General features: G+C 66.7%; 23 protein-coding genes. 2 read left to right on the forward strand and 21 right to left on the reverse strand.

The window, feature by feature from the left end; all coding sequences use genetic code 11:
• Positions 1–99 precede the first annotated feature (99 nt).
• On the forward strand, positions 100–483 hold the full coding sequence (locus tag MUG94_RS09865) for an Hsp20/alpha crystallin family protein (protein ID WP_227889993.1): 384 nt from the start codon (positions 100–102) through the stop codon (positions 481–483).
• Here MUG94_RS09865 and MUG94_RS09870 read toward each other — a convergent pair.
• The 13 genes from MUG94_RS09870 to pyrR all read right to left on the reverse strand — a co-directional run bounded on the left by MUG94_RS09870 (position 480) and on the right by pyrR (position 15,499).
• A complete protein-coding gene (locus tag MUG94_RS09870) occupies positions 480–2,588 on the reverse strand; it encodes a primosomal protein N' (RefSeq protein ID WP_227907632.1) in 2,109 nt (702 codons plus the stop codon). The two genes, MUG94_RS09865 and MUG94_RS09870, sit on opposite strands and share 4 nt — an antisense overlap.
• An 8-nt stretch (positions 2,589–2,596) precedes the next feature.
• Entirely contained in the window at positions 2,597–3,826 is a 1,230-nt protein-coding gene (gene metK, locus MUG94_RS09875) for a methionine adenosyltransferase (RefSeq protein WP_227889995.1), read from the reverse strand.
• Positions 3,827–3,918: 92 nt separating this feature from the next.
• Positions 3,919–5,226 carry a bifunctional phosphopantothenoylcysteine decarboxylase/phosphopantothenate--cysteine ligase CoaBC gene (gene coaBC, locus MUG94_RS09880; protein WP_227907631.1) on the reverse strand — a complete coding sequence of 436 codons (1,308 nt, stop codon included), beginning with the start codon at positions 5,224–5,226 and terminating at the stop codon, positions 3,919–3,921.
• 57 nt (positions 5,227–5,283) lie between these two features.
• Positions 5,284–5,544 carry a DNA-directed RNA polymerase subunit omega gene (rpoZ, locus tag MUG94_RS09885; protein WP_152217989.1) on the reverse strand — a complete coding sequence of 87 codons (261 nt, stop codon included), beginning with the start codon at positions 5,542–5,544 and terminating at the stop codon, positions 5,284–5,286.
• A gap of 39 nt (positions 5,545–5,583) precedes the next feature.
• On the reverse strand, positions 5,584–6,153 hold the full coding sequence (gmk, locus tag MUG94_RS09890; RefSeq protein WP_227889997.1) for a guanylate kinase: 570 nt from the start codon (positions 6,151–6,153) through the stop codon (positions 5,584–5,586).
• A gap of 62 nt (positions 6,154–6,215) precedes the next feature.
• The gene (gene mihF / locus MUG94_RS09895; RefSeq protein WP_227889998.1) at positions 6,216–6,533 is read right to left on the reverse strand and encodes an integration host factor, actinobacterial type; all 318 of its coding nucleotides are present in this window, start codon (positions 6,531–6,533) and stop codon (positions 6,216–6,218) included.
• 141 nt (positions 6,534–6,674) lie between these two features.
• Positions 6,675–7,550, reverse strand: a complete 876-nt coding sequence (pyrF, locus tag MUG94_RS09900; RefSeq protein WP_227907926.1) for an orotidine-5'-phosphate decarboxylase — start codon at positions 7,548–7,550, stop codon at positions 6,675–6,677.
• A 16-nt stretch (positions 7,551–7,566) separates the two neighbouring features.
• A complete protein-coding gene (gene carB, locus MUG94_RS09905) occupies positions 7,567–10,863 on the reverse strand; it encodes a carbamoyl-phosphate synthase large subunit (protein ID WP_227907630.1) in 3,297 nt (1,098 codons plus the stop codon).
• The gene (carA, locus tag MUG94_RS09910) at positions 10,863–12,014 is read right to left on the reverse strand and encodes a glutamine-hydrolyzing carbamoyl-phosphate synthase small subunit (protein ID WP_227907925.1); all 1,152 of its coding nucleotides are present in this window, start codon (positions 12,012–12,014) and stop codon (positions 10,863–10,865) included. The genes carB and carA overlap by 1 nt, the downstream gene beginning before the upstream one ends.
• Before the next feature lie 38 nt (positions 12,015–12,052).
• Positions 12,053–12,571 (reverse strand): PH-like domain-containing protein, encoded by a 519-nt coding sequence (locus tag MUG94_RS09915; protein WP_227890000.1) that lies wholly within the window; start codon positions 12,569–12,571, stop codon positions 12,053–12,055.
• Entirely contained in the window at positions 12,559–13,926 is a 1,368-nt protein-coding gene (locus MUG94_RS09920) for a dihydroorotase (protein ID WP_227907629.1), read from the reverse strand. The genes MUG94_RS09915 and MUG94_RS09920 overlap by 13 nt, the downstream gene beginning before the upstream one ends.
• Entirely contained in the window at positions 13,923–14,921 is a 999-nt protein-coding gene (locus MUG94_RS09925; protein ID WP_227907628.1) for an aspartate carbamoyltransferase catalytic subunit, read from the reverse strand. The genes MUG94_RS09920 and MUG94_RS09925 overlap by 4 nt, the downstream gene beginning before the upstream one ends.
• A complete protein-coding gene (pyrR, locus tag MUG94_RS09930) occupies positions 14,918–15,499 on the reverse strand; it encodes a bifunctional pyr operon transcriptional regulator/uracil phosphoribosyltransferase PyrR (protein WP_227890003.1) in 582 nt (193 codons plus the stop codon). Before pyrR ends, MUG94_RS09925 begins: the two co-directional genes overlap by 4 nt.
• A 232-nt stretch (positions 15,500–15,731) precedes the next feature.
• Here pyrR and MUG94_RS09935 point away from each other — a divergent pair, with 232 nt between their 5' ends.
• Positions 15,732–16,964 carry a PrsW family intramembrane metalloprotease gene (locus MUG94_RS09935; protein ID WP_227907627.1) on the forward strand — a complete coding sequence of 411 codons (1,233 nt, stop codon included), beginning with the start codon at positions 15,732–15,734 and terminating at the stop codon, positions 16,962–16,964.
• Positions 16,965–17,067: 103 nt separating this feature from the next.
• On the opposite strand, the gene nusB is transcribed toward MUG94_RS09935, so the two are convergent.
• The 8 genes from nusB to ruvX all read right to left on the reverse strand — a co-directional run bounded on the left by nusB (position 17,068) and on the right by ruvX (position 23,737).
• A complete protein-coding gene (gene nusB / locus MUG94_RS09940; RefSeq protein ID WP_227890005.1) occupies positions 17,068–17,478 on the reverse strand; it encodes a transcription antitermination factor NusB in 411 nt (136 codons plus the stop codon).
• The gene (efp, locus tag MUG94_RS09945; protein ID WP_227890006.1) at positions 17,475–18,038 is read right to left on the reverse strand and encodes an elongation factor P; all 564 of its coding nucleotides are present in this window, start codon (positions 18,036–18,038) and stop codon (positions 17,475–17,477) included. Before efp ends, nusB begins: the two co-directional genes overlap by 4 nt.
• 68 nt (positions 18,039–18,106) lie before the next feature.
• Positions 18,107–19,228 (reverse strand): 3-dehydroquinate synthase, encoded by a 1,122-nt coding sequence (gene aroB, locus MUG94_RS09950; protein ID WP_227907626.1) that lies wholly within the window; start codon positions 19,226–19,228, stop codon positions 18,107–18,109.
• A 4-nt stretch (positions 19,229–19,232) separates the two neighbouring features.
• Positions 19,233–19,811, reverse strand: a complete 579-nt coding sequence (locus MUG94_RS09955; RefSeq protein WP_227907625.1) for a shikimate kinase — start codon at positions 19,809–19,811, stop codon at positions 19,233–19,235.
• On the reverse strand, positions 19,795–21,009 hold the full coding sequence (aroC, locus tag MUG94_RS09960; protein WP_227907624.1) for a chorismate synthase: 1,215 nt from the start codon (positions 21,007–21,009) through the stop codon (positions 19,795–19,797). The genes MUG94_RS09955 and aroC overlap by 17 nt, the downstream gene beginning before the upstream one ends.
• Before the next feature lie 32 nt (positions 21,010–21,041).
• Positions 21,042–21,932, reverse strand: coding sequence for a shikimate dehydrogenase family protein (locus MUG94_RS09965; RefSeq protein ID WP_227907623.1), 891 nt, complete (start codon positions 21,930–21,932; stop codon positions 21,042–21,044).
• A complete protein-coding gene (mltG, locus tag MUG94_RS09970) occupies positions 21,933–23,132 on the reverse strand; it encodes an endolytic transglycosylase MltG (protein WP_227890011.1) in 1,200 nt (399 codons plus the stop codon).
• Between the two features lie 26 nt (positions 23,133–23,158).
• Positions 23,159–23,737, reverse strand: a complete 579-nt coding sequence (ruvX, locus tag MUG94_RS09975; RefSeq protein ID WP_227907622.1) for a Holliday junction resolvase RuvX — start codon at positions 23,735–23,737, stop codon at positions 23,159–23,161.
• Between the last annotated feature and the right edge of the window lie 2 nt (positions 23,738–23,739).

Consider the following 23,739-nt stretch of genomic DNA (forward strand, 5'->3'; position numbering starts at 1 on the left):
CGGGGAAGACACAGCGCCGATTTTTTTACGCGCCTTCCCCCGTCCTAAACTACTGATATTCCGGCAGCAGCTGGTGGCCGGTGTGGGCAAAAAGGCACCGTGAGGGAGTTGATGGGCATGGTGGGGCGGGGCGATCCGCTGGGGGAAACGGAAGCGGGAATGGCGGTGGATCTGTACCGCGAAGATGACCACTACATCCTGCACGCCGACCTTCCGGGGCTGGACCCCGGCTCGCTGACCCTCGATGTGGAAGGACAGCTCCTCACCCTTCGGGGTCACCGTACCCTCGGGGATTTTCCCGGAGCGAAGTGGCTGGTCCGGGACCGCCGCCGCGGCCTGATTGAACGGCACATCCTGCTGGGCGATGACATCAGGGCCTCAGCCATCAGCGCGCATTACACCTGCGGCGTCCTTAATGTCCTGCTGCCGGTCGATCCAGACCGCCGGCGGCGGAAGATCCCCGTCCGGTACGACTCCGGTTAGAGGACGTCGGTGCCGTCCACCCGCACGTACACCGGATCCCCGGTGCGCTTGGCTGACACTGCGGCCTTGGTGGCCCGCAGGGCCGCGGTCACGGAGGGCGCCGCGGCGTAGGAGAAGAACAGCAGCGTGCGGTACCGTCCGCCGGAGCCGCCCAGCTGGCCATCTCGGTGGACCGGGGCCGGTCCCGGCGGGTCCTCCAGCGGCGCCGGCCCCACCAGCCGGGTTTCCGCCGGCAGGTCCAGGCGGGGAACAAAAGCCGTGAGAGCCTCACGGGATCCGGTGAGCTCGGCGTACCGCACGGCGGGAGGCAGGCCCAGCTCCCGGCGCAGCTCCAGCTCGCGTTCAGCGGCTCCGGCCGGATCCCAGCGCAGCAGGTGGCCCACGGTGGTGGTGTCATCGGCGGTGACCACCACCAGGCCCTTGTCTCCCGCAGGACGGACCAGGGCTGCGGCGCTGAACCAGCGGCGCAGCGTCTCCTCCCCCGCCCGCAGCGATTCCCGCGACATCATGGCGTTGCCGTCCAGCAGGATGGCCGCGGCATAGCCGGCGGCCGCCACCGGCTCGGCTCCCGGCGTCGCCACCACCAGTGCGGGAGCGTCGGGCACCTCGGCCCGCACATGGTCTCCGGCCGAAGAAATGACAGTGACGGAGGGAAAGGCCCGGCCCAGTTCTTCGGCGGTGCGACCCGCGCCCGCGGCAGATCCGCGCAGCTGGGTTCCTCCGCAGTTGCCGCAGCTCCAGACCGGTTCGGGCCGCCCGCACCAGCGGCACGACGGAATGCCGTTGCGGCTGGCCAGCCCCAACGGGCCGGAGCAGGCACGGCAGCGTGCCGGCTCCCGGCATTCCTGGCAGGAGAGCGCGGGAGAGAATCCGCTGCGGGCCACCTGCACCAGCACCGGACCGCGGGCCAGGCCCTCCTGCGCGGCCTTCCAGGCCGCGTGGGGAATCCGGGCGCGGGCCGCCAGCGGATCGCGTTCCATGTTGAAGGAGTCCACGGTGCTGACCACGCGCGGGGCCAGGGCTCGAACGGTGCTGCGTTCGGCGGTGATGCTCGCGGCCCAGCCGCTGGCCACGAGCCGCTGTGCTTCGGTGCTGCGCGAATGGGAGGCCAGCAGGAGCGCTGAGTTCTCCTCGGCGGAACGCAGCAGCAGGACATCCCTCACATGCTGGTAGGGGGCCCGCTGTTCGGCGTGGAGATCATCGGCATCATCCCAGAGCACCGCCAGCCCCAGATTGCGCACCGGTGCATAGGCAGCGGAGCGGGTGCCGATGACGACCTGCGCGTCCCCGTGCAGGATTTTCAGGAACGAGCGGTACCGGGGCGTGGCCCCGTCATCCGCAGTCAGCCGCACAAAGGCATCAGTCCCGATGCGGGCGGCCAGCGCTTCGCCAACGCGTGTCAGGTCCTTGGCATCGGGAACAACGACGACGGCGCCGCGTCCGGACAGGACGGTGGAGTGAACGGCGGCGGCGATTTCCTCCGGCCAGGCTCCGGGCCCAAACCCGCCCAGCGAGGAGAGCACAGCGCGCGGACTGTGCCCGGCGGCCAGATGTGTCAGGAACCGCGGGCCGTGCGGATACCGCACCCAGGGGTTGGGACCCAACCCTTCAGGGCCCTCGAGGGTTTCCTCCTCCGGCACGTCCGCTTCCCGGGCCTGCACAGTGAATTCCTTGTCCACCCGTGCCGCCCTCGGCGGGATGGCCACCCGGAGCACGTCATGGACGGTGCCGGAGTAACGGGCCGCCACCGCCTCGGCCAGACGCAGGATCTGCGGCGCCAGGACCGGCTGCGGCGAAACGACTTTGCCCAGCGGAACCAGCCGGGCCGAAGTATCTGCCTCCGCCGTGCGCTCCGTGATGAAGCCGGCCAGTTCCTGGCCGCCGAACCGCACCTTGACCCGGGCACCGGGAACGGCGTCAGCGTCGAGGTCCGCAGGCACCAGATAGTCGAACGGACGGTCCAGATGCGGCAGCGGCGAATCCAGCAGCACCCGCGCTACCGGCAGGGCAGGAGCCGCCGGCTGCGTCCCCAGGCTTCGGGCCGGCGACACGAAGCCGTGCAGCAGGGACAGCTGCCCGTTGTCACTGTCCGGTTCGCGGGACATCGGTCCGCTTAGGCGTTGAAGTAGCTGCGGAGGTCCCCGACCTTGTCCTTGCGCTCCCAGGTGAATTCGTCGTCTTCACGGCCGAAGTGGCCGTTGGCGGCGGTCTTCTGGTAGATCGGGCGCTTCAGGTCCAGGGCGTTGATGATGCCCAGCGGCCGCAGGTCGAAGACTTCCTGGATGGCGTCGGCAATGCGGGCCGGATCCACGGTCTCGGTTCCGAAGGTTTCCACGTAGATTCCCACGGGATGGGCCATGCCGATGGCGTAGGCAACCTGGATCTCCGCACGGCGGGCCAGACCGGCGGCAACAACGTTCTTAGCCACCCAGCGCATGGCGTAGGCCGCTGAGCGGTCCACCTTGGACGGGTCCTTGCCGCTGAAGGCGCCGCCGCCGTGGCGGGCGAATCCGCCGTAGGTGTCCACGATGATTTTCCGGCCGGTCAGGCCGGCGTCGCCCACCGGACCGCCGATGACAAACGTGCCGCCGGGGTTGACGATGTGCTTGACCCGGGAGGTGTCCAGATCAGTGCCGGCCAGCACCGGCTTGATGACGTGGGTGGACAGGTCAGCGCGCAGCTGTTCGAGTTCGACGTCGACGGCGTGCTGGGAGGAGATGACCACCGAGTCCACGGAAACCGGGCGGTCACCGTCGTATCCGATGGTGACCTGGGTCTTGCCGTCCGGGCGGAGGTAGCCCAGGGTTCCGTCCTTGCGGACGGCCGTGAGGCGTTCGGAGAGCCGGTGTGCCAGCCAGATGGGCGTGGGCATGAAGACGGCTGTCTCATCCGAGGCGTACCCGAACATGATGCCCTGGTCGCCGGCACCCTGCGCGTCGAGGGGATCAGCCGTGTTGCCGGAGCGGTTCTCCACTGAGTTGAACACCCGCGAGGCGATTTCGGGTGACTGCTGGCCGATGGAAACGGAGACGCCGCAGCGTGCGCCGTCGAAGCCGTTGGCGGAGGAGTCGTAGCCGATGCCGAGGATGGTGTCGCGGACGAGCTGCGGGATCTCGACGTAGCCCTCGGTGGTGACTTCGCCGGCCACATGGACCAGTCCGGTGGTGACCAATGTCTCCACTGCCACACGGGACTCGGGGTCCACCTTGAGCATGCCGTCGAGGATGGCGTCACTGATCTGGTCACAGATTTTGTCCGGATGACCTTCAGTGACGGATTCCGAGGTGAAAAGTCGCAGCCCGTCGCGGGCAGCCGAAAGTGCTGAAGTATCTGGGAAAGTCACGTCTTTTACTCTACTGGGTCCGGGCCGGGTCCCCGAATGGGCAACTTCCGGCTGTGGGTGGCGGGGCGCAGGCAAAGCCCGCCGGGCAGCGGTCAGCGGACGGGAAGGACGGTCTCAAGTTCCTGCGCCACGCGGGCGATAATCCGCCGGGCAACATCCGTCTTGCTGCCGGTGAAGGTGGGCGGGACGGTATCGGCGGAATCCTGCGGTGAAAGCAAGGTCACTTCCGTGCTGTCCTGGCCGAACACCAGGGACGTGCCCACCCGGTTGAGAATGAGAAGGTCGCAGCCCTTGCGTGCCAGTTTCTGCCGCCCGTAATCCAGCACGTCGGCATTGCCGTCACCGGTTTCCGCAGCGAAACCAACGATCAGCGACGGCTGGGCTGCATCACCGGCATCACCGACGGCACCACTGCCCGTTGCCGCATCGCGCCGCTGCACGGCTTCGGCCAGGATGTCCGGGTTGCGGACCAAGGTGATGACCGGGTCTGTGCCGTCGTCGCGCTTTTTGATTTTGGTGTCGGAGTGGGTGTCCGGACGGAAGTCCGCCACCGCTGCCGCCATGATCAGCACATCGGATCCGGGGGCTGCGGCGTGCACGGCCTCACGGAGTTCCAGCGCTGTCTCCACGCGGGTGAGTTCGACGCCCTCGGGGGCGGGAATGTCCATGTGGGCGGCAATGAAGCGGACGTGCGCTCCGGCATCGAGGGCCGCGCGCGCGAGGGCGGCGCCCTGCTTGCCGGAAGAGCGGTTACCCAGGAACCGAACGGGGTCCAGGGGCTCGCGGGTGCCTCCGGCGGTGACCGTGACGGTTTTGCCGTGCAGGGGGCCCGGCCGGTCAGCCTCGGCGTCGGTCCGGAGGATGGAGGACGCCGGCGGTGTAGCCGCAGCCATGGCCGCGGCAAAGATGTCTTCGGGGTCGGGAAGCCGGCCGGCGCCGGAATCCGTGCCGGTCAGGCGGCCCACACCGGGCTCCATCACCAGCACTCCCCTGCTGCGCAGGGTGTCGACGTTGGCACGGGTGGCCGGATGGGACCACATTTCCGTGTGCATGGCGGGAGCAAAGAGAACCGGCCCCCGGGCCATGAGCAAAGTGTTGGTCAGCAGGTCGTTGGCCTGTCCTGTTGCGGCACGGGCCAGCAGGTCCGCAGTGGCGGGAGCCACCACGATGAGGTCCGCCTCGTGGCCGAGCCGGACGTGATTGACCTTCTCCACCTCGTCGAACACCGAACCGGAGACAGTGTTGCCGGACAGTGCTTCCCAAGTGGCAACTCCCACGAACTTCGTGGAGGCTTCCGTGGGAATCACCGAGACGTTATGTCCGGCCTCAGTGAAAAGACGCAGCAGCGACGCGGACTTGTAGGCGGCGATTCCGCCTCCCACACCCAAAACTATGCGCACCGCTGCTGCTCCTGACCCTGACCGCGCGGGTCAGCTTTTACGATGTTTTCCGGCGAATTATTCGGCGGATTCCACGGGGCGGCTGACGAGCATGCCCTCGTTGATTTCGCGCAGGGCGATGGACAGCGGCTTCTCGTTCAGCTTGGTTTCCACGAGCGGGCCAACGTACTCGAACAGGCCTTCGTGCAGCTGCGAGTAGTAGGCATTGATCTGGCGTGCGCGCTTGGCGCCGTAAATGACCAGGGCGTACTTCGAGTCGGCTACGTTCAGCAGGTCGTCGATCGGCGGGTTGATGATGCCTTCAGACACAGTAGACACAGATTCTCCAAAATTCTTGATACGGGATATAGCGGTACGTCAGCGCGGGCGCGGACTGATTCCCATGAGTGATACAAGCTCAGCTGCTGCCCGCTGGACGTCATCATTTACCACGGTGTGATCGAACTCGGGCTCGGCAGCAAGCTCCAGTTTAGCGGTTTCCAGCCGTTGCTGCTGCTCTTCGGGTGTTTCGGTGCCGCGCCCCACCAGTCGGCGGACCATTTCATCCCACGACGGCGGCGCAAGGAACACGAAATTTGCCTCCGGCATGGACTTCTTGACCTGCCGTGCACCCTGCAAATCAATTTCCAGGAGCACGGACCGGCCCTCGGCCATGGCCGACTCTACCGTGCTGCGCAGCGTGCCGTAACGGTTGCGGCCGTGAACCACGGCCCACTCCAGCATTTCGCCCTTTTCCACCAGGGAATCGAACTCTTCGGCGGAGACGAAGAAATAGTGGACGCCGTTTTCCTCTCCCGGGCGCGGAGCACGCGTGGTGGCTGAAACGGACAGCCAGACTTCCGGGTAGTTGTCCCGGATGAACGTGGAGACCGTGCCTTTGCCAACTGCGGTTGGACCTGCAAGAACTGTCAGCCGCGGTTGCGACACTGAGGACCTTCTTTACTCTCGTGATGGTTCGGCCCCGACGGTGCGGCCGCAGCGAAAGCGGCCTAGTCGGATGCCAAAAGTTCTATCAGCGCCTTGCGCTGGTGGACGCCCAGACCGCGAACCCTCCGGGTCGGGGCGATGCCCACGGTAGCCATTATTCCAGCTGCGCGGCGCTCTCCGACGCCAGGCAGGGCACGGAGCAGGTCCATGACCTTCAAACGTCCCACTGCTTCCTCGGAAGAGCGGGACAAAATGACCTCTTCGACGGACATTTCACCGGTCTTGATCTTGGCTTTGATGTCGGCTCGAACGGACCTGGCGGCTGTCGCCTTCTCCCTGGCCTTGGTTCGTTCATCGTCTGTCAGTGGTTTGAGGTTCAAAAGACCCTCCCGGGCAAGGACTGGCCCGGCACGGCTACACGTTACGCAGCTGCGGTGCTGGGGCGGTGCTGGTGTATGGGGGTACGGAACGAACCTATCCGTAACCGAACCGTAATTGCAATGCGCCGCACTACCCGATCCTTAGCCGGCCAGCCCCGCCAGTGTCTGCCCGGCGGCGTCCCGCAAAGCATCCCTGGACGGACCCGCTTTCAGGATGTCCCGGCTGGAGGTTGCCAGCACGGTGGGATAAGCAGCACCGAAGGTGGTCCGCAGGTCAGCCCCGGTGGCACCCTGCGCTCCCAGGCCCGGGGCCAGGATCGGTGTGTGGGCGGCAGCCAAATGGATCCCCAGCTCGGTCAGCGCCGTTCCCACCGTCGCGCCGATGACCAGCCCGGTGGAGCCCAGCGGCAGGCTGCCGCTGCCGGCAGCAGCCGCCCGCCCCAGCTCGCGGCTGTTTTCAGCCGCCGCCGCGTCCACGATCCGTGCCGCCACGGAATGGTCCCCGCCCACATGCTGCACCGAGGCACCTTCGGGGTTGGAGGTCAGTCCCAGGACAAACACGCCGCGTCCGGAGGCCTGCGCCAGGTCAAGCGCGGGGCGCAGCGACTCGAACCCTAGGTACGGGCTGACGGTGAGCGCATCCGCCGCCAGGGCCGACCCGTCCCGCAGCCAGGCGTCCGCGTACGCAGCCATGGTGGAGCCGATGTCCCCGCGCTTGGCATCGGCAATGCTGAGCACTCCCGCCTCGGAGCAGGCGGCCAGCACCCGTTCCAGTGCGGCCAGGCCGGCGGATCCGTGCCGTTCAAAGAGTGCCACCTGCGGCTTCACAGCCGCGGCCTGCTCCCCCACCGCCTCCAGGACGGTGAGGGAGAAGCGCTCCAGCGCGGCGGCGTCGTCGTTCAGTCCCCAGGCCGCCAGCAGGGCCGGATGGGGGTCAATGCCGACGCAGAGCTGGCCGCGGGTGTCCATGGCCAGCTGCAGGCGCGCCCCGAAAGACCGGCGCACCGTATCGGGCATCGCCACAGGCGGCTGCTCAGACACCCGACGAAGCTTTGAGCTTGGCGGCGTGTTCCTGCAGCGAGGTGACATCCCATTCGTAGGAGCGCATCGCCTCAATGGCCTGCACGGCGGCACCGAATTCAGACACCGTGGTGACCACCGGGCAGCCGATGGAGGTGGCGGCGGCGCGGATCTCGTAGCCGTCGCCGCGGGCCTGGCCGCCGGAGGGCGTGTTGACCACCAGGTTGATCTCGCCGGCGGTGATCAGATCCGCTACCGTTCCCTCACCGTTGGGTCCGGCGCCTTCGCTGACCTTACGCACAGTGGTGGCAGTGATGCCATTGCGGCGCAGGACCTCGGCGGTGCCGCCGGTGGACAGGATCTCGAACCCGAGGTCCACCATCAGCTTCACCGGCATGATGATGGACCGCTTGTCCCGGTTCGCCACGGAGACAAAGATCTTGCCCTCCGTGGGCAGTGCCGAGTTGGCGGCCGCCTGGGACTTGGCGAAGGCCGTGTCGAAATACTTGTCGATGCCCATGACCTCACCCGTGGAGCGCATCTCCGGGCCGAGCAGGGAATCCACCACGGTGCCCTCGGGGGTCCGGAAGCGGCTGAAGGGCAGGACTGCTTCCTTTACGGCCACCGGAGCGTCCAGCGGCAGCACTGATCCGTCGCCGACGGCGAACAGCTTGCCGGCCGCCCGCAGGTCGGCGATGGTGTGGCCGGTGCCGATCAGGGCAGCGGCCTTGGCCAGCTGCACGCCGGTGGCCTTGGAGACAAACGGCACGGTCCGGGAGGCCCGCGGGTTCGCTTCGATGACGTAGAGGACGTCCGATGCGAGAGCGAACTGGATGTTGATCAGGCCCCGCACGCCCACGCCGGCGGCAATGATCCGGGTGGCTTCACGGACGCGGTCGACGACGTCGGTGCCCAGGGTGATGGGCGGCAGGACACAGGCGGAGTCGCCGGAATGGATGCCGGCCTCTTCGATGTGTTCCATGATGCCGCCCACGTAGAGGTCGGTGCCGTCGAAGAGGGCGTCGACGTCGATCTCGATGGCGTCTTCCAGGAACCGGTCCACCAGCACGGGGTGGTCCGGGGTGATTTCCGTGGCATTGGCGATGTAGCGCGAGAGGTTCGCCTCGTCATAGACGATCTCCATGCCGCGTCCGCCCAGGACGTAGGACGGGCGGACCAGCACGGGGTAGCCAATCTCGTCGGCGATCTTCTGCGCGTCGTCGAAGGACACGGCGGTGCCGTTCTTCGGGGCGATGAGGCCGCCCTCGTCCAGCACATGCTGGAAGGCGCCGCGGTGTTCGGCCAGGTCAATCGCTTCCGGAGAGGTGCCCAGGATCGGCACGCCCGCATCGGCCAGGGACTGCGCCAGCTTCAGCGGCGTCTGCCCGCCGAGCTGGACAAACACGCCCAGCACTCCCCCGGTGCGCTGCTCGGCGGCAATGACCTCCAGGACGTCCTCGAGCGTCAGCGGCTCGAAGTACAGGCGGTCGGAGATGTCATAGTCCGTGGACACCGTCTCCGGGTTGCAGTTGATCATGACCGTTTCATGGCCGGCTTCGCGCAGGGCCATGGTGGCGTGCACGCAGGAGTAGTCAAACTCGATGCCCTGCCCAATCCGGTTGGGCCCGGAACCCAGGATGATGATGGACGGCTTTTCGTGCTGCGCCACCTCATCCTCTTCGTCATAGGAGGAGTAGTGGTACGGGGTGTAGGCGGCGAACTCGGCCGCGCAGGTGTCCACAGTCTTGTAGACCGGACGGATGTTCAGCGCGTGCCGGACACCGCGGATGACCGCCTCGGGAGTGTTGGTCAGGGCGCCGATCTGCTCGTCGGAGAACCCGTGCCGCTTGGCCAGGCGCAGGATCTCCTCGTTGACGGTGCCGGCGCCGGAAATTTCCGCTGCCACCTCGTTGATCAGCTGAAGCTGGTCCAGGTACCAGGGATCGATGCCCGTGGCTTCGTAAAGGTCCTCCACCGCGGCACCGCCGAGCAGCGCCTGCTGGACCTGCTTGAGCCGGTCCGTGGTGGGCCGCTTGGCGGCTTCGATGAGCCCGGGCACGGCGTCGGCGGACACCGGGGCGAAGGACAGCGAGGCGCCCTTCTGCTCCAGGGAGCGCAGCGCCTTCTGCAGGGCCTCGGTGAAGTTGCGGCCAATGGCCATGGCCTCGCCCACTGACTTCATGGTGGTGGTCAGGGTGGGATCCGCGGCCGGGAACTTCTCGAACGCGAAACGCGGAACCTTCACCACCACGTAGTCCAGGGTGGGTTCGAACGACGCCGGGGTCTTCTTCGTGATGTCGTTCGGGATCTCGTCCAGGGTGTAGCCGAGGGAGAGCTTGGTGGCGATCTTGGCGATGGCGAAGCCGGTGGCCTTGGAAGCCAAAGCGGAGGAACGGGAGACGCGCGGGTTCATTTCAATGACGACGACGCGGCCGGTGTCCGGTTCGATGGCGAACTGGATGTTGCAGCCGCCGGTGTCCACGCCCACCTCGCGGATCACCGCGATCGCGATGTCACGCAGCTTCTGGTACTCACGGTCGGTCAGCGTCATGGCCGGGGCCACCGTAATGGAGTCGCCGGTGTGCACGCCCACCGGATCAAAGTTCTCGATCGAGCAGACAACCACCACGTTGTCGTTCTTGTCCCGCATCATCTCCAGCTCATATTCCTTCCAGCCGAGGATGCTCTCTTCGAGCAACACCTCGGAGGTCGGGCTGTACTGGATGCCGGCACCGGCGATGCGGCGCAGGTCTTCCGCGTTGTAGGCCAGGCCGGACCCCAGGCCGCCCATGGTGAAGGAAGGCCGGACCACCATGGGATAGCCGAGCTTGTCCGCTGCGGCGAAGGCTTCATCCAGGCTGTGGACGATGATCGAGTCGGCCGACTCGGCGCCGCAGCGTTCCACGACGCCCTTGAACTTCTCCCGGTCTTCACCGAGTTCGATGGCGGCGATGTTGGCACCGATCAGCTCCACGTTGTACTTCTCCAGGACACCGTTCTTGTCCAGGGCAATGGCGGTGTTCAGCGCGGTCTGCCCGCCCAGAGTGGGCAGGATGGCGTCGGGGCGTTCCTTGGCGATGATCTTTTCCACCACCTCCGGGGTGATGGGTTCCACGTAGGTGGCGTCGGCAAACTCCGGGTCGGTCATGATGGTGGCCGGATTGGAGTTCACCAGGATGACCCGCAGGCCCTCCTCCTTCAGCACGCGCAGGGCCTGGGTGCCGGAGTAGTCGAATTCCGCGGCCTGGCCGATGACGATCGGCCCGGAGCCGATGACCAGGACGGACTTGAGGTCGGTTCTGCGGGGCATTAGATGCTTTCCTTGCTCTTGCTGGTGCCGGCCTTGTCGGCGGCCATGAGGTCCACGAAACGGTCAAACAGGTACGCCGAGTCATGCGGACCGGCGGCGGCTTCGGGGTGGTACTGGACCGAGAAGGCCGGGATGTCCAGGCAGGCGAGGCCTTCGACGACGTCGTCGTTCAGGGAGACGTGGCTGACTTCAACCTTGCCGAACCGGGCTTCAGGGGCCGTGACGGGACCGTCCAGCGGTGCATCGACGGCGAACCCGTGGTTCTGGCTGGTGATTTCCACCTTGCCGGTGCGGCGGTCCAGGACCGGCTGGTTGATCCCGCGGTGGCCGTAGCGCAGCTTGTAGGTGCCGAAGCCCAGGGCTCGGCCCAGGATCTGGTTGCCGAAGCAGATGCCGAAGAACGGAAGGCCGGCGTCCAGCACGTTCCGCAGCAGCTCCACCTGCACGTCGGCGGTGGCCGGGTCGCCCGGCCCGTTGGACATGAACACGCCGTCGGGATTCAGGGCGGTGACATCCGCCAGCGTGGCGGAGGCGGGGAGCACATGCACGCGCACGCCGCGCTCGGCGAAGCGGACCGGGGTCATGGACTTGATGCCCAGGTCCAGGGCGGCCACGGTGAAGCGGGGCTCCCCCTGCCAGCCGTGGTCCTCGGGCTCGATGACGTAGGAGGCTTCCACGCTGACTTCTTCGGCGAGGCGGGCGCCGGCCATGGATTCCTGCGCCAGGACGTCGGCGAGCAGTTCGGAGTCCGGGCGGTCGGCGTCGGCGCCGGAGAAGATGCCGGCCTTCATGGCGCCGCGCTCGCGCAGGTGGCGGGTCACGGCGCGGGTGTCCACGCCGGAGATGCCGACGACGCCCTGCACGCTCAGTTCCTCGTCCAGTGTCCGTTCGGAGCGCCAGTTGGACGGGCGGCGGGCGGCGTCGCGCACAATGTAGCCGGCCACCCAGATGCGCCGGGATTCGGCGTCGTCGGTGTTCACTCCGGTGTTGCCGATGTGCGGCGCGGTCTGCACCACGAGCTGGCGGGCGTAGGACGGATCGGTGATGGTTTCCTGGTAACCGGTCATGCCGGTGGCGAAGACGGCCTCGCCCAGGGCGGTTCCCGAGGCGCCGTAGCTGCGGCCGCGGAAGGTGCGGCCGTCTTCAAGCATCAGGACAGCTGCGGTGGAGGCGGAGGTGTTGGAGACGGTCACAGTTGTTCCTCGCTTGTTTCTGACGGCTCGGCCGGCAGGATTTCGGTAATGGCTGATACCAGCGGTGTCTTCTCTTCGGGGGTGCGGTTGCGGAAGCCGGTGTCCACAGAGGCGGATCCCAGCTTCCAGGTGATGATGACCAGGCCTTCCTTTTCCACGAATTTCCCGGCCATGCCCCGTTCCAGGCGGACCCCTTCGAGGTCCCCGCGGGGAATCCACACGTCGGGAGCGCCGCTGCGCACCAGCAGCACGCCTTCATCGAAGACGGCGGCGGTGGCGTTGGACTTCACGCCCAGGCCGTAGACGGCGATCCGGTCCAGCCAGTCCCCTGCCGTGGTGGTGCAGACATACTGGCCCAGGGCCTGGTACCGCGGCACTTCAAGGCCGTCGGGCATCGGCACCGGCCGCTGCACGTTCTGCTGGCGCTGCTGGCGTCCGCGCCAGCTCCAGGCGAAAAGACCCAGAAGCACCAGGATCAGGGCAAGGGTGCCCAGGCCAAATATCACGCGATCCATGCGGACTCCTCTGCGGAAACGGGGTGAGGTGTGTTCAGGACGGCATCAAGGACCGTGGGGTGGCCGGCAAAGAAGGTTGCCTGCACAACGCCCGGCAGTTCCAGCCCGGCAAACGGTGAGTTGCGTCCCTTTGAAGCCATCTTAGAAGGGTCCACGGTGCGTCGCGCAGACGGGTCCACCAATATGACGTTGGCCGGTTCCCCCGCTGCCAGCGGACGTCCCTGGGTTTGCACGCCGCCGATGGCAGCCGGAGTGATGGAAGTCACGCGGGCAAAGCCCTCCCAGTCCATCAGTCCGGTCTCGATCATGGCGTGCTGGACCACGGAGAGCGCGGTTTCCAGTCCGGTCATGCCCATGGCGGCCTGCGCCCACTCGCATTCCTTGTGCTCGGAGGGGTGCGGGGCGTGGTCGGTGCCGACAATGTCGATGGTCCCGTCAGCCAGTCCCCGGCGCAGCGCCTCGACGTCGGCCGCAGTGCGCAGCGGCGGATTGACCTTGTACACCGGGTCATAGCTGCGGACCAGGTCGTCGGTGAGCAGCAGGTGGTGCGGGGTGGCTTCGGCGGTGACGTTGATGCCGCGTTCCTTGGCCCAGCGGATGATCTCCACGGAACCTGCGGTGGACACATGGCAGACGTGCAGCCGGGAACCGGTGTGCCGGGCCAGCAGGACGTCGCGGGCAATGATGGACTCCTCCGCTACGGCGGGCCAGCCGGCCAGCCCCAGGACGGCGCTGACGTCGCCCTCGTTCATCTGGGCGCCCTCGGTGAGGCGGGGCTCCTGCGCATGCTGGGCGATGACGCCGTCGAACGCCTTCACGTATTCCAGGGCGCGGCGCATTAGCACCGGATCCGAGACGCATTTGCCGTCGTCGGAAAAGACGCGGACGCGGGCGCGGGAATCAGCCATGGCGCCCAGTTCGGCCAGGCGCTCCCCCTCCAGGCCCACGGTCACGGCGCCCACCGGGCGGACGTCCACCCAACCGGACCGGCGGCCCAGGCTCCAGACCTGCTCCACCACCCCGGCGGTGTCCGCCACCGGATTGGAGTTGGCCATGGCGTGGACTGAGGTGAAACCGCCCAGTGCTGCGGCGCGGGTGCCGGTTTCCACGGTTTCGGCATCTTCACGGCCAGGCTCGCGCAGATGGGTGTGCAGATCCACCATGCCCGGCAGAGCAATCAGGCCCGCAGCGTCGATGACGACGGCGTCCTCCGGCGCTTCGAGGGCGGACCCGACGGCGGTGATCAGGCCGCCGGACATCAGGATGTCTGCGGTTTCGCGCCCCAGGAGCGAGGCGTTGCGGATCAGATAGGTTCCAGGGGCCGAAGGTTCGGCGGGGGTGGGGACAGATGTCACTGTGCGTTCTCCAGGGTGGCGGTGGCGGCAGGGGTGTTCCCGCCTGCCAGCAGAAGGTAGAGGGAAGCCATGCGGACGGACACGCCGTTGCTGACCTGCTCAAGGATGGTGGCCCGGGGCGAGTCGGCCGCACGGGAGGAAATTTCCAGGCCGCGGTTCATCGGGCCCGGATGCAGCAGGATGGTGTCCTCGAGGCCGAGGGTGTCCAGCCTGCGGAGGCGGACGTCGTCGAAACCCCAGCGCCGTGAATACTCCCGGACGGAGGGGAAGAACGCCGAGTTCATCCGTTCGCCCTGCACGCGCAGCATCATGACGGCGTCGGGCCGGGTTTCCAGGGCCGCGTCCAGGTCGTAGCTGACCTCGCACGGCCAGGATTCGACGCCGAACGGCAGCAGGGTGGGCGGGGCCACGAGTGTGACTGTTGCGCCCAGGGTCCGCAGCAGCCAAAGATCGGAGCGGGCCACCCGGGAATGGAGGACGTCACCCACGATCACCACATGCATGCCGGTGAGGTCGGTTCCGGTGGAGGCCGTGCCGTGCAGCCGCGCCCAGTGCCGGCGCATGGTGAACGCGTCCAGCAGGGCCTGAGTGGGATGTTCATGCGTGCCGTCGCCGGCATTCAGGACGGCTGCGTTGATCCATCCGGAGCTTGCCAGCCGGGCGGGTGCCCCCGAAGAGCCGTGGCGGATGACCACGGCGTCGGCACCGATGGCGGCGAGGGTTTGCGCCGTGTCCTTGAGGGATTCGCCCTTGGAGACCGAGGACCCCTTGGCGGAAAAGTTAATGACGTCGGCGGACAGACGCTTGGCAGCGGCTTCAAAGGAGATGCGGGTGCGGGTGGAATCTTCGAAGAAGAGGTTCACCACCGTGCGTCCGCGCAGCACGGGCAATTTCTTGACCTCGCGCTGGGAGACAGCCGCCATTTGTTCGGCGGTGTCCAGGATGGCCAGTGCATCTGTGCGACTGAGGTCCCGGGTGGAGAGCAGGTGCTTCACAGGGTGCCCTCGATGACCACTTCGTCCACGGCCGGGGAATCGGTTTCCTGCAAATGCACCCGGACTTTTTCGGTGGAGGCAGTGGGCAGGTTCTTGCCGACATGGTCCGCCCGGATGGGCAGTTCACGGTGGCCCCGGTCCACCAGGACGGCGAGCCGGACAATGCGGGGCCTTCCGAGATCCGTGAGGGCGTCCAGCGCGGCGCGGATGGTGCGCCCGGAGTAGAGCACATCGTCCACCAGGACCACCACTTTGTCATCGATTCCGGAGAGCGGAACTTCGGTGGCGTGCGGGGTGCGGGTGGGTTGGCGGGCCAGATCGTCACGGAACATGGTGACGTCGAGCTGGCCCACGATGGCGGCGGGATCCACTGACGGATCCGCGGCGGCGATTCTCGCGGCGAGCCGGCGGGCGAGCGGGTAGCCCCGGCGCGGTATCCCCATCAAGACGAGATCTGCGGCGCCTTTGTTAGCTTCCAGGATTTCATGTGCAATCCGGGTAAGCGCGCGGTCAATGTCAGCTGAAGCCAGAACGGTGCGTGCGGGCGCGGATGCGCCCGGCGGGCTGGACAAGTCCATATTCTGCCTCCTCCTTCCCCGCCTCACAGGACGGAATTTAAAGGGTGAGTGAATGCGTGTTCAAGTTATCACAGCAGCCGGCCCGCCCACCGACTGTGACGGGGACTGTTACGGCCGCCCAAGCGGACCCGGAACGCCTGCCAAAAAGGACCCGCCCGGCCCTCCGACAATGTCATTCCCGCCACAGCAGCACCTGTTCCTCATATGGTGGGCATATGACAGGCGCAACTTTATGACCAGCCGCGGCCCAGAGGACTTTCCGGACCGTGTCCCGGCGGCGCGGCCTCCGGGAGCCCCGCAGCCGGCCCGGGAGAAACCTCCGGGCGCCGGACCCGTGCCGGTGCAGCCGCTCTGGTCGGCACAGCCGAAGGAAGGCACGGGAACCGCCCTCACCGTCCTGCTGATTGCCGGTGCGTCGGTGGCGCTGCTGCTGGTGGCGTGGTTCCTGTGGTCGCAGCTGGGCACCGTAGCCTTTGCGCTCTGCGGGATCCTGGCCCTGGTTCCGCTGGGGATCTGCCTGCTCGGGTTGCGCTGGGTGGACCGGTGGGAACCGGAACCGCGCTCAGCGCTGCTGTTTGCCTTTCTCTGGGGTGCCGGCATCTCCGTGGGTATTACGCTGCTTGCCGGCCCCTACGTGGCACGCGCCCTCTACCTGCTCCTGCCCGGATTCGCGCCGGAGTTCATTGGCCCGGTCCTCGAAGCGCCCATCGTGGAGGAAATCGCCAAGGGCCTGGGCGTGCTGATCCTCGTGTTTGCGCGGCGCAGCCATTTTGACGGGCCGGTGGACGGCGTGGTGTACGCCGGAACGGTGGCCGCCGGGTTCGCCTTCACGGAGAACATCCTGTACTTCGGTTCGGCGTTGATTTCCAGCGGCGGACTCGGCGTTGAGCTCGGGTTCGTCTTTGTGCTCCGGGGCCTGTTCTCCCCTTTTGCGCATGTGCTCTTCACGTCCGCGATTGGCCTGGCCCTGGGGTTGGCCGTCCGGCGCGGCGGCAAAGCGCGCATCATGGGAGCCTTCTTCCTGGGCTTGCTGGCGGCCATCGTGGGCCACATGTTCTGGAACGGCGGAACGGCACTGGTCTCGGGCAGCTTTTTCGTCTTCTATTTCCTGCTTCAGGTGCCGTTGTTCGCGCTGGCGGTCACCGGCGTCGTCCTGCTGCGCCGTGCCGAGCAGCGGCTCACCCGGCAGCGGCTGGGAGAGTATGCCGCTGCCGGCTGGTTCACGCCCCAGGAGGTGCTGATGCTCTCCACCCGCGCCGGCCGGCACCAGGCACTGGCGTGGGCGGGAAGGTTCGGTGCGCGCAGCACCATGAAGACCTTCATTGCCGACGCCACCCGGCTCGCGCTCACCCGGCAGCAGATTGCGGCCGGTCGCGATTTGCGGGCCAACCAGGCCATTGAACGCGCCCTCCTGCAGGACGTCACCCGAACGCGCTCAATGATGCTGGCTCGCTCCGCAGCGTAAGGCGGGCAGCAAAAAGCCCGCTCCGACTCACCCAAGAGGAGAGCCGGAGCGGGCTTTATTGCTGCCGCAACGCAAAAACGGGAGCAGTTTCCTGCCGCCCGGTTTAGGCCAGCAGCGAAGGCTTGAGCTGGTGAAGCCGGCTCAGCAGTCCGTTGACGAAGGACGGTGACTCGTCGGTGGACAGGGTCTTGGCAAGCTCAACGGCTTCGCTGATTGCCACCTTGTCCGGAACGTCGTCGTTATACAGCAGTTCCCAGGTGCCGATGCGCAGGATGATGCGGTCCACTGACGGCATCCGTTCCAGCGGCCAGCCCTGAGAATAGGTGCTCAGGAACTCATCGATGGTCTCCTGCATGGAAACCACACCCTCCACCAAATCCATGGTGTAGGGGTTGATCGTCTGATCGGTCTGTTCCCTGCGGGCCTTGATCATGTCAAAGGCTGATGCTGAACGCTGTTCAGCTTCAAACAGAACTTCCAGTGCCCGGGTGCGGGCTTTAGTGCGTGCGCTCACTCGTTAACGCGTCCCAAATAATCGCCGTTGCGGGTGTCTACCTTTACCTTGGTGCCCTGTTCCAGGAACAGCGGCACCTGAATCTCGTAGCCGGTTTCCACGGTGGCGGGCTTGGTGCCGCCGGTGGAACGGTCGCCCTGCAGGCCCGGCTCGGTGTACGTGATTTCCAGGACCACGGACGGGGGCAGCTCAATGTACAGCGGCGAACCCTCGTGGATGGCGATGGTCACCATCATGGATTCGAGCATGAAGTTGGCGTTGTCACCCACGATGGTGCCCGGCACGGTCAGCTGATCGTAGTCGGAGGTGTCCATGAAGACGTAGTCTTCGCCGTCCTGGTACAGGTACTGGTAATCCCGGCGGTCAACGGTAGCCGTTTCGATCTTGATGCCGGCGTTGAAGGTCTTGTCCACTACCTTGCCTGAACGCACGTTGCGCATCTTCGTACGGACAAACGCACCACCCTTGCCCGGCTTCACGTGCTGGAACTCGATGATGCTCCAAAGGTTGCCTTCAAGCTTCAGCACGGTGCCGTTCTTGATGTCGTTGGTCGTCGCCACAGTTTCTCTTTCGTTGATTCGCCAGGTTTCGTTTTAAGTCCGTCGACCATTCTACCCGCTCCGGGGACCTACAGGCTGAGGCGTATCCCGCCCTGCGGCTCGGAGGCGATCTCCTGGTACGCCGCAAACAGCAGCGAGGTGTCCGGGACCTCCAGCATGGAGGGCTTGGCCAGCCCGTCCAGGACCACGAAGCGCAGCAGGTCGCCGCGGGACTTCTTGTCCCGCCGCATGCCGTCCAGCAAAGCTGACCAGCGGTCCTTCCGGTACGTGACGGGCAGTCCCAGCGACTCCAGAATGCTCTTGTGCCGGTCGGCGGTGGCGTCGTCGAGCCGGCCGACAGTGCGGCCCAGCTCGGCGGCGAAGACCAGCCCCACGGAGACGGCGGCGCCGTGCCGCCACTGGTAGCGTTCGGCCAGCTCAATGGAGTGGCCCAGGGTGTGGCCGTAGTTCAGGAACTCACGGCGTCCGGCTTCGCGCAGGTCTGCGGAGACAATCTCAGCCTTGACCGCGACGGAGCGCTCCACGAGTTCACGCACCACGTCGGAGGCGCCGTCGCCAACGGCCTCCGGGTTCCCCTCCACGAGGTCCAGGATGGCGGGGTCGGCGATGAAGCCGCATTTGATGACCTCGGCCATGCCGCTGAGCAGCTCATTCTTGGGCAGGGTTGCCAGTGCATCAAGATCCGCGAGCACGCCGGCGGGCGGGTGGAAGGAGCCCACCAGGTTCTTGCCCTCGGCGGTGTTGATGGCGGTTTTGCCGCCCACTGCCGCGTCCACCATGCCCAGCAGCGAGGTGGGAATGTGCACCACCTTGATGCCGCGCAGCCAGGTGGCGGCCACGAAACCGGCGAGGTCGGTGACGGCGCCACCGCCCACCGCAACAATGGCGTCGGAGCGGGTGAAGTCGTTCTGGCCCAGCACCTGCCAGCAGAACGAAGCAACCTGGATGTGCTTGCCCTCTTCGGCGTCGGGGATCTCGGCGGTCACGGCGGTCAGTCCGGCGGCGGCCAGCTCGTCGCGCACCGTGTCTCCGGTGGCGCGCAGCGCGCGCGGGTGGATGACCAGTACCCGGCGCACCCGCTCCCCCAGCATGGCCGGGAGGCGGTCGAGCAGCCCGTTGCCGATAACGACGTCGTAATTGCTTGCGGGGCTTTCGCCGGTCACCGGGATAACGGTGGGATCGGAGGCCATGTGGTTAAGCTCCTTCATTGAGGATGGTTGTCAGCCGGTCGATGACCACCGGGACGGGAAGTCCCCGGGTGTCGATGGTGATGTCGGCCAGGGATTCGTAGACCGGACGCCGGGCTTTCGCCAGTTCCTCCCAGCGTCGCACGGGGTCTCCGGCGAGCATTGGGCGGTGTCCGGAACGGATGATGCGGGGCAGGACTGTTTCCAGATCGGTGTCCAGGAACACAACGGTGGCACGGCGCAGCAGCTGCTGGGTGCCGGTGTCCAGCACCGCACCTCCGCCGAGCGAGATGACGGCGGGAGTTTTCTCCGCCAGTGCGGCGGCGACGCACCGGGCTTCAAGTTCGCGGAATCCGCATTCGCCGCGGGCGGCAAAGATCTCCGGAATCGGACCGTGTGCGTCAGCCACCAGCTGGTCCGTATCCAGGAACTTCAGCCGGTTTCGGGCAGCCAGCTCGCGCCCCACCACCGACTTTCCCGCCGCCATAAACCCGACCAGGACAATGTGGGCTGCCGGTTTCAGCCGGCCCGGGTGTTTGAGGCCGGCAGAGGTGGAAGGGGCGGAGGGCTCAGGACTGCCGGACACTGGTGCCAGCCGATTCCAGCGCGCTCGGAATGTTCTCAAGGTAGGTCCGGAGGTTGCGTGCCGTTTCGGCAACCGAGTCGCCGCCGAACTTCTCCGTCACCGCTTCTGCGAGCACGAGCGCCACCATGGCCTCGGCCACCACGCCCGCTGCCGGAACGGCGCATACGTCGGAGCGCTGGTGGTGGGCGCGTGCGGGTTCGCCGGTGCTGACGTCAACGGTCTGCAGGGCGTGCGGCACGGTGGCAATCGGCTTCATGGCAGCCCGGACGCGCAGGACCTCTCCGATGCTCATGCCGCCCTCAATGCCGCCGGCACGGTTCCCGGAACGGATGACCCGGCCGTCGGCGTCCTGCAGGATTTCGTCATGGGCCGCCGAACCCCGGCGCGCGGCCGTGAGGAAGCCGTCACCGACTTCAACACCCTTGATGGCCTGGATGCCCATCAGGGCTCCGGCGATCCGTGCATCCAGGCGGCGGTCCCAGTGGACGTAGCTGCCCAGTCCCGGCGGCAGGCCGTAGGCCACCACTTCCACCACGCCGCCCAGGGTTTCGCCGTCCTTGTGGGCGGCGTCCACCTCGGCAACCATGGCGGCGGAGGTTTCCGTGTCGAAGCAGCGCAGCGGGTCGGCGTCCAGTGCCGCAACGTCGGCGGGACGCGGCAGGGCAGAACCCTCGGGACTTGCAACACCGGCAATGCTCACGGTGTGGGAGACCAGTTCAATGCCCAGGGATTTCAGGAAAGAGGACGCGACGGCGCCCAGGGCCACGCGGGCGGCCGTTTCCCGGGCGCTGGCGCGCTCCAGTACCGGGCGGGCTTCATCGAAGCCGTACTTCTGCATGCCGGTGAAGTCGGCGTGGCCCGGACGCGGGCGGGTCAGCGGGGCGTTGCGGGCAGATTCGGCCAGCAGTGCGGGGTCCACCGGGTCCGGAGACATGACCTGCTGCCATTTGGGCCATTCGGTGTTGCCCACTTCGATGGCCACAGGTCCGCCCTGGGTGAGACCGTGGCGGACTCCGCCGAGGATGCGGACCGCATCCTGTTCAAACTTCATCCGGGCGCCGCGGCCGTAGCCCAGCCGGCGGCGTGCCAGTGCCTCCTGGATCAGGGAGGTATCCACTTCGACGCCCGCGGGGACGCCCTCAACTATTCCTACCAGCGCGGGCCCATGGGACTCACCGGCGGTCAACCATCGCAACATGCCTTCAATACTGCCATGTCCGGTGCGTGCGTTCAGCGCCGCGGTGCTCCCACTGCGTCACACATCACGTTTATGACGGCGGCTTCGTCGCGGAACTTGTTCCCGGCAAAAAGCCGAACCTGTTCCACCGCCTGGTACAGCAGCATTTCCAGTCCGGGCACAATCCGGCCACCGGCCTCCGACCACTCCTGCGCAATGCGGCTGGGCCAGGGGTCGTAGGCAACGTCCAGCAGCACGGCGCCCGTGCGGTCCACGGCAGCTGCGGCAAGCGATTCCGCCAGCGGATCCGCGGCCCGCGGCGGAAGGGTGGAGATGACGACGTCGGCGGTTGCGCAGGCGGCTGCCGCTTCTTCCCACGGGTGCAGGGCTACGGATGTTCCGGTGCGGCTGCCTGCAGCCTGCACGGCGACGGTTCCATCAGCTGCTGCCCGGAAACCCCGGGCGTAGACGTCCACCGCGGCGGCGTCGAGCATGCCCGCGGCGGCCACGGCGGCGCAGGCGGTCCCGCCGGCGCCCAGGACAGCGATTCGGGGGTCCGTCCGGGACCCCGCATGCCGCAGGGCACGGACGATCCCCGCGACGTCGGTGTTGTGCCCGGTCAGCACCACACCGGCATCCGTGTACTCGAAGGTGACGGTGTTCAGCACCCGCAGGGCCGCCGCCATCTCTGTCAGACGATCCATGGCAGGCAGCAGGGCTGCCTTCAGGGGCATCGTCACGGACAACCCGGCCCACTGCCGGTCCGTCGGATCCGGGTGCCGGAGCGCCGCCGCAAAGGCGGCGGCGTTCTCCTCGGGAACATCCAGGGCGTCATAGGCGCAGTGAAAGCCGAGGTATTCGTAGGCAGCCCGGTGCAGGAGCGGAGATTTCGAGTGGCCGATGGGATGCCCGAGGACGGCTGCCCGCCGGGCGGTTTCAGTCAACTACGCGCACCTGCCCGGTTCCTGCGTGGCGCACCACTCCTGGTACTGGGCCACGAACTTGCTGTGCTCAGCCAGGGTGGAGGAGAACTCGGTCTGCCCCGTGTCCAGGTTGACGGTCACCCAGTAGTAGTACGGCACGTCGGCGGGCTTGGCGGCGGCCTCAACGGCCTCCGTGCTCGGGGAACCGATCGGTCCCACGGGCAGTCCCGGATTGGCGTATGTGTTGTACGGGTTGGACTTGTCAGCCTTTTCTTCGGGCGTCAGGTCGTAGCTCTTGCGGTTCAGCCCGTAAGTCACCGTCGCGTCGGACTGGATCAGTCCGGAGGTTTCGACGTTGTCCTCCCGCAGGCGGTTCTGGATTGCTCCGGCCACCGTGGCGTAGTCGGCCTCCCCCGCCTCTGCCTGGATGATGCTGGCCTTGGTCAGGATCCGGTACTGTTCGGCGGGATCCGTAATGCCGGCGTCCTCCAGAACGGCGAACGTGCCGTCCACCATTTCGGTGACGATTGACGTTGCATCCTGGTCCAGGGGGAAGCGGTATTCGCCCGGGTGCAGGTACCCCTCAAGGCTCACGGCCTGGGCGGGCAGGCCAAAGGCCTGCGGGTTTTTCGCCAGGGCCTCAAATTCGGCGAGAGGAATGCCGGTGGACGTGCTGAGGATCTCGAAGACTTCACTTTGTCGCAGGTCGCGGGCGACGGCGGCGTAATGCACCGCTCCGCCCTGGTCGCCCAGCAGGGCGTCAAGTGCTGCGGAGGAAGACATCTGCTGCTTCATCTCGTAGGAGCCGGGCTGGATTTCCCGGCCTTCCGACTCCGTCTGGAATGCGTTGAGGAACTCCTTGGAGGTGGCAACGATGTCAGCCGCCTCCAACTTTCCTCCGATGACCATCGGTCCGTCACCCTCGGCAACGGTGAAACTCACGCTGCCGGTTCCGGACCCTTCATAGTCCTTGATCTCATTCATGCCCAGCAGGTCCCGCAGGAAAATGGTCAGTCCGAAGACCACACCGGCAAAGAACACCAGGACAACCAGCATCACAATGGTGCGGCGGCGGCGGCGCCGCTGCTTTTCACGTGACGGACGCCGGCTCCGGCGCGTGTCTGACTCTTCCTCGAAGAAGTTGGCCACAGGGGCCTCCGATTCCGGCACATAGCCCGTTTCGAGGTGTGCTGTAGGTTCATACTCCGGTTCCGTGCCCATGACGGGATAGTCCGGGTACCTGTGGCTCACAGCGCAGACCCGTTTCCGCGCAAGTTGTCCTGGGAAATAGTTGGCTCCTGTGTCGGGGCCGGCAGCGCGCCGGGTTGGCGCTCCTGCCGGCGAGTTGTGACCGGCTCCCCCACGTCGCGTTCAAGGGAACGCTGCATGTCAATAGCATGCTGCAGAATCGCCACAGCTGCTGCTTGATCAACCACTCTACGATGTTCTTTGCTGTTCAAGCCAGCTTCGTGCAAAGACCGGTGAGCAGACACGGTGGTGAGTCTCTCATCCACCAGTGACACGGGGATGCCTGTTCCGCTGCGTTCCAGCGCCGCCAGCAGGGCGTCCGCGTAGTCCCGTGCCATCTGAGTGGACGCCGTTTCCGTGCCCCGCATGCTGCGCGGGAGTCCGACAAATACCTGCACGGCATTGCGGTCGGCTGCCTCGCGGACGAGGACCCGGATGTCGCTGTTCTTTTTCGCGTCACGTTTCAGGGTCTTGACGGGCATTGCCAGCGTGCCGTCAGGGTCGCAGACGGCCAGGCCCACGCGGGCCTGACCGACATCCACCCCCAGCTTGACCCCGCGGGGGTACTCCTGCGGCACCG

Source organism: Arthrobacter gengyunqii (genome assembly GCF_023022985.1).
GTDB classification, from domain to species: Bacteria; Actinomycetota; Actinomycetes; order Actinomycetales; family Micrococcaceae; genus Arthrobacter_B; species Arthrobacter_B gengyunqii.

Excerpts from the sequence above, each read along its gene's own strand:
- MUG94_RS09870 (WP_227907632.1), bottom strand. The coding sequence starts at position 2,588 with ATGTCCCGCGAACCGGACAGTGACAACGGGCAGCTGTCCCTGCTGCAC.
- pyrF (WP_227907926.1), bottom strand. The coding sequence starts at position 7,550 with ATGCCCGATACGGTGCGCCGGTCTTTCGGGGCGCGCCTGCAGCTGGCC.
- carB (WP_227907630.1), bottom strand. The coding sequence starts at position 10,863 with ATGCCCCGCAGAACCGACCTCAAGTCCGTCCTGGTCATCGGCTCCGGG.
- carA (WP_227907925.1), bottom strand. The coding sequence starts at position 12,014 with ATGCTTGAAGACGGCCGCACCTTCCGCGGCCGCAGCTACGGCGCCTCG.
- MUG94_RS09915 (WP_227890000.1), bottom strand. The coding sequence starts at position 12,571 with ATGGATCGCGTGATATTTGGCCTGGGCACCCTTGCCCTGATCCTGGTG.
- pyrR (WP_227890003.1), bottom strand. The coding sequence starts at position 15,499 with ATGGACTTGTCCAGCCCGCCGGGCGCATCCGCGCCCGCACGCACCGTT.
- MUG94_RS09935 (WP_227907627.1), top strand. The coding sequence starts at position 15,732 with ATGACCAGCCGCGGCCCAGAGGACTTTCCGGACCGTGTCCCGGCGGCG.
- aroB (WP_227907626.1), bottom strand. The coding sequence starts at position 19,228 with ATGGCCTCCGATCCCACCGTTATCCCGGTGACCGGCGAAAGCCCCGCA.
- aroC (WP_227907624.1), bottom strand. The coding sequence starts at position 21,009 with ATGTTGCGATGGTTGACCGCCGGTGAGTCCCATGGGCCCGCGCTGGTA.
- mltG (WP_227890011.1), bottom strand. The coding sequence starts at position 23,132 with ATGGGCACGGAACCGGAGTATGAACCTACAGCACACCTCGAAACGGGC.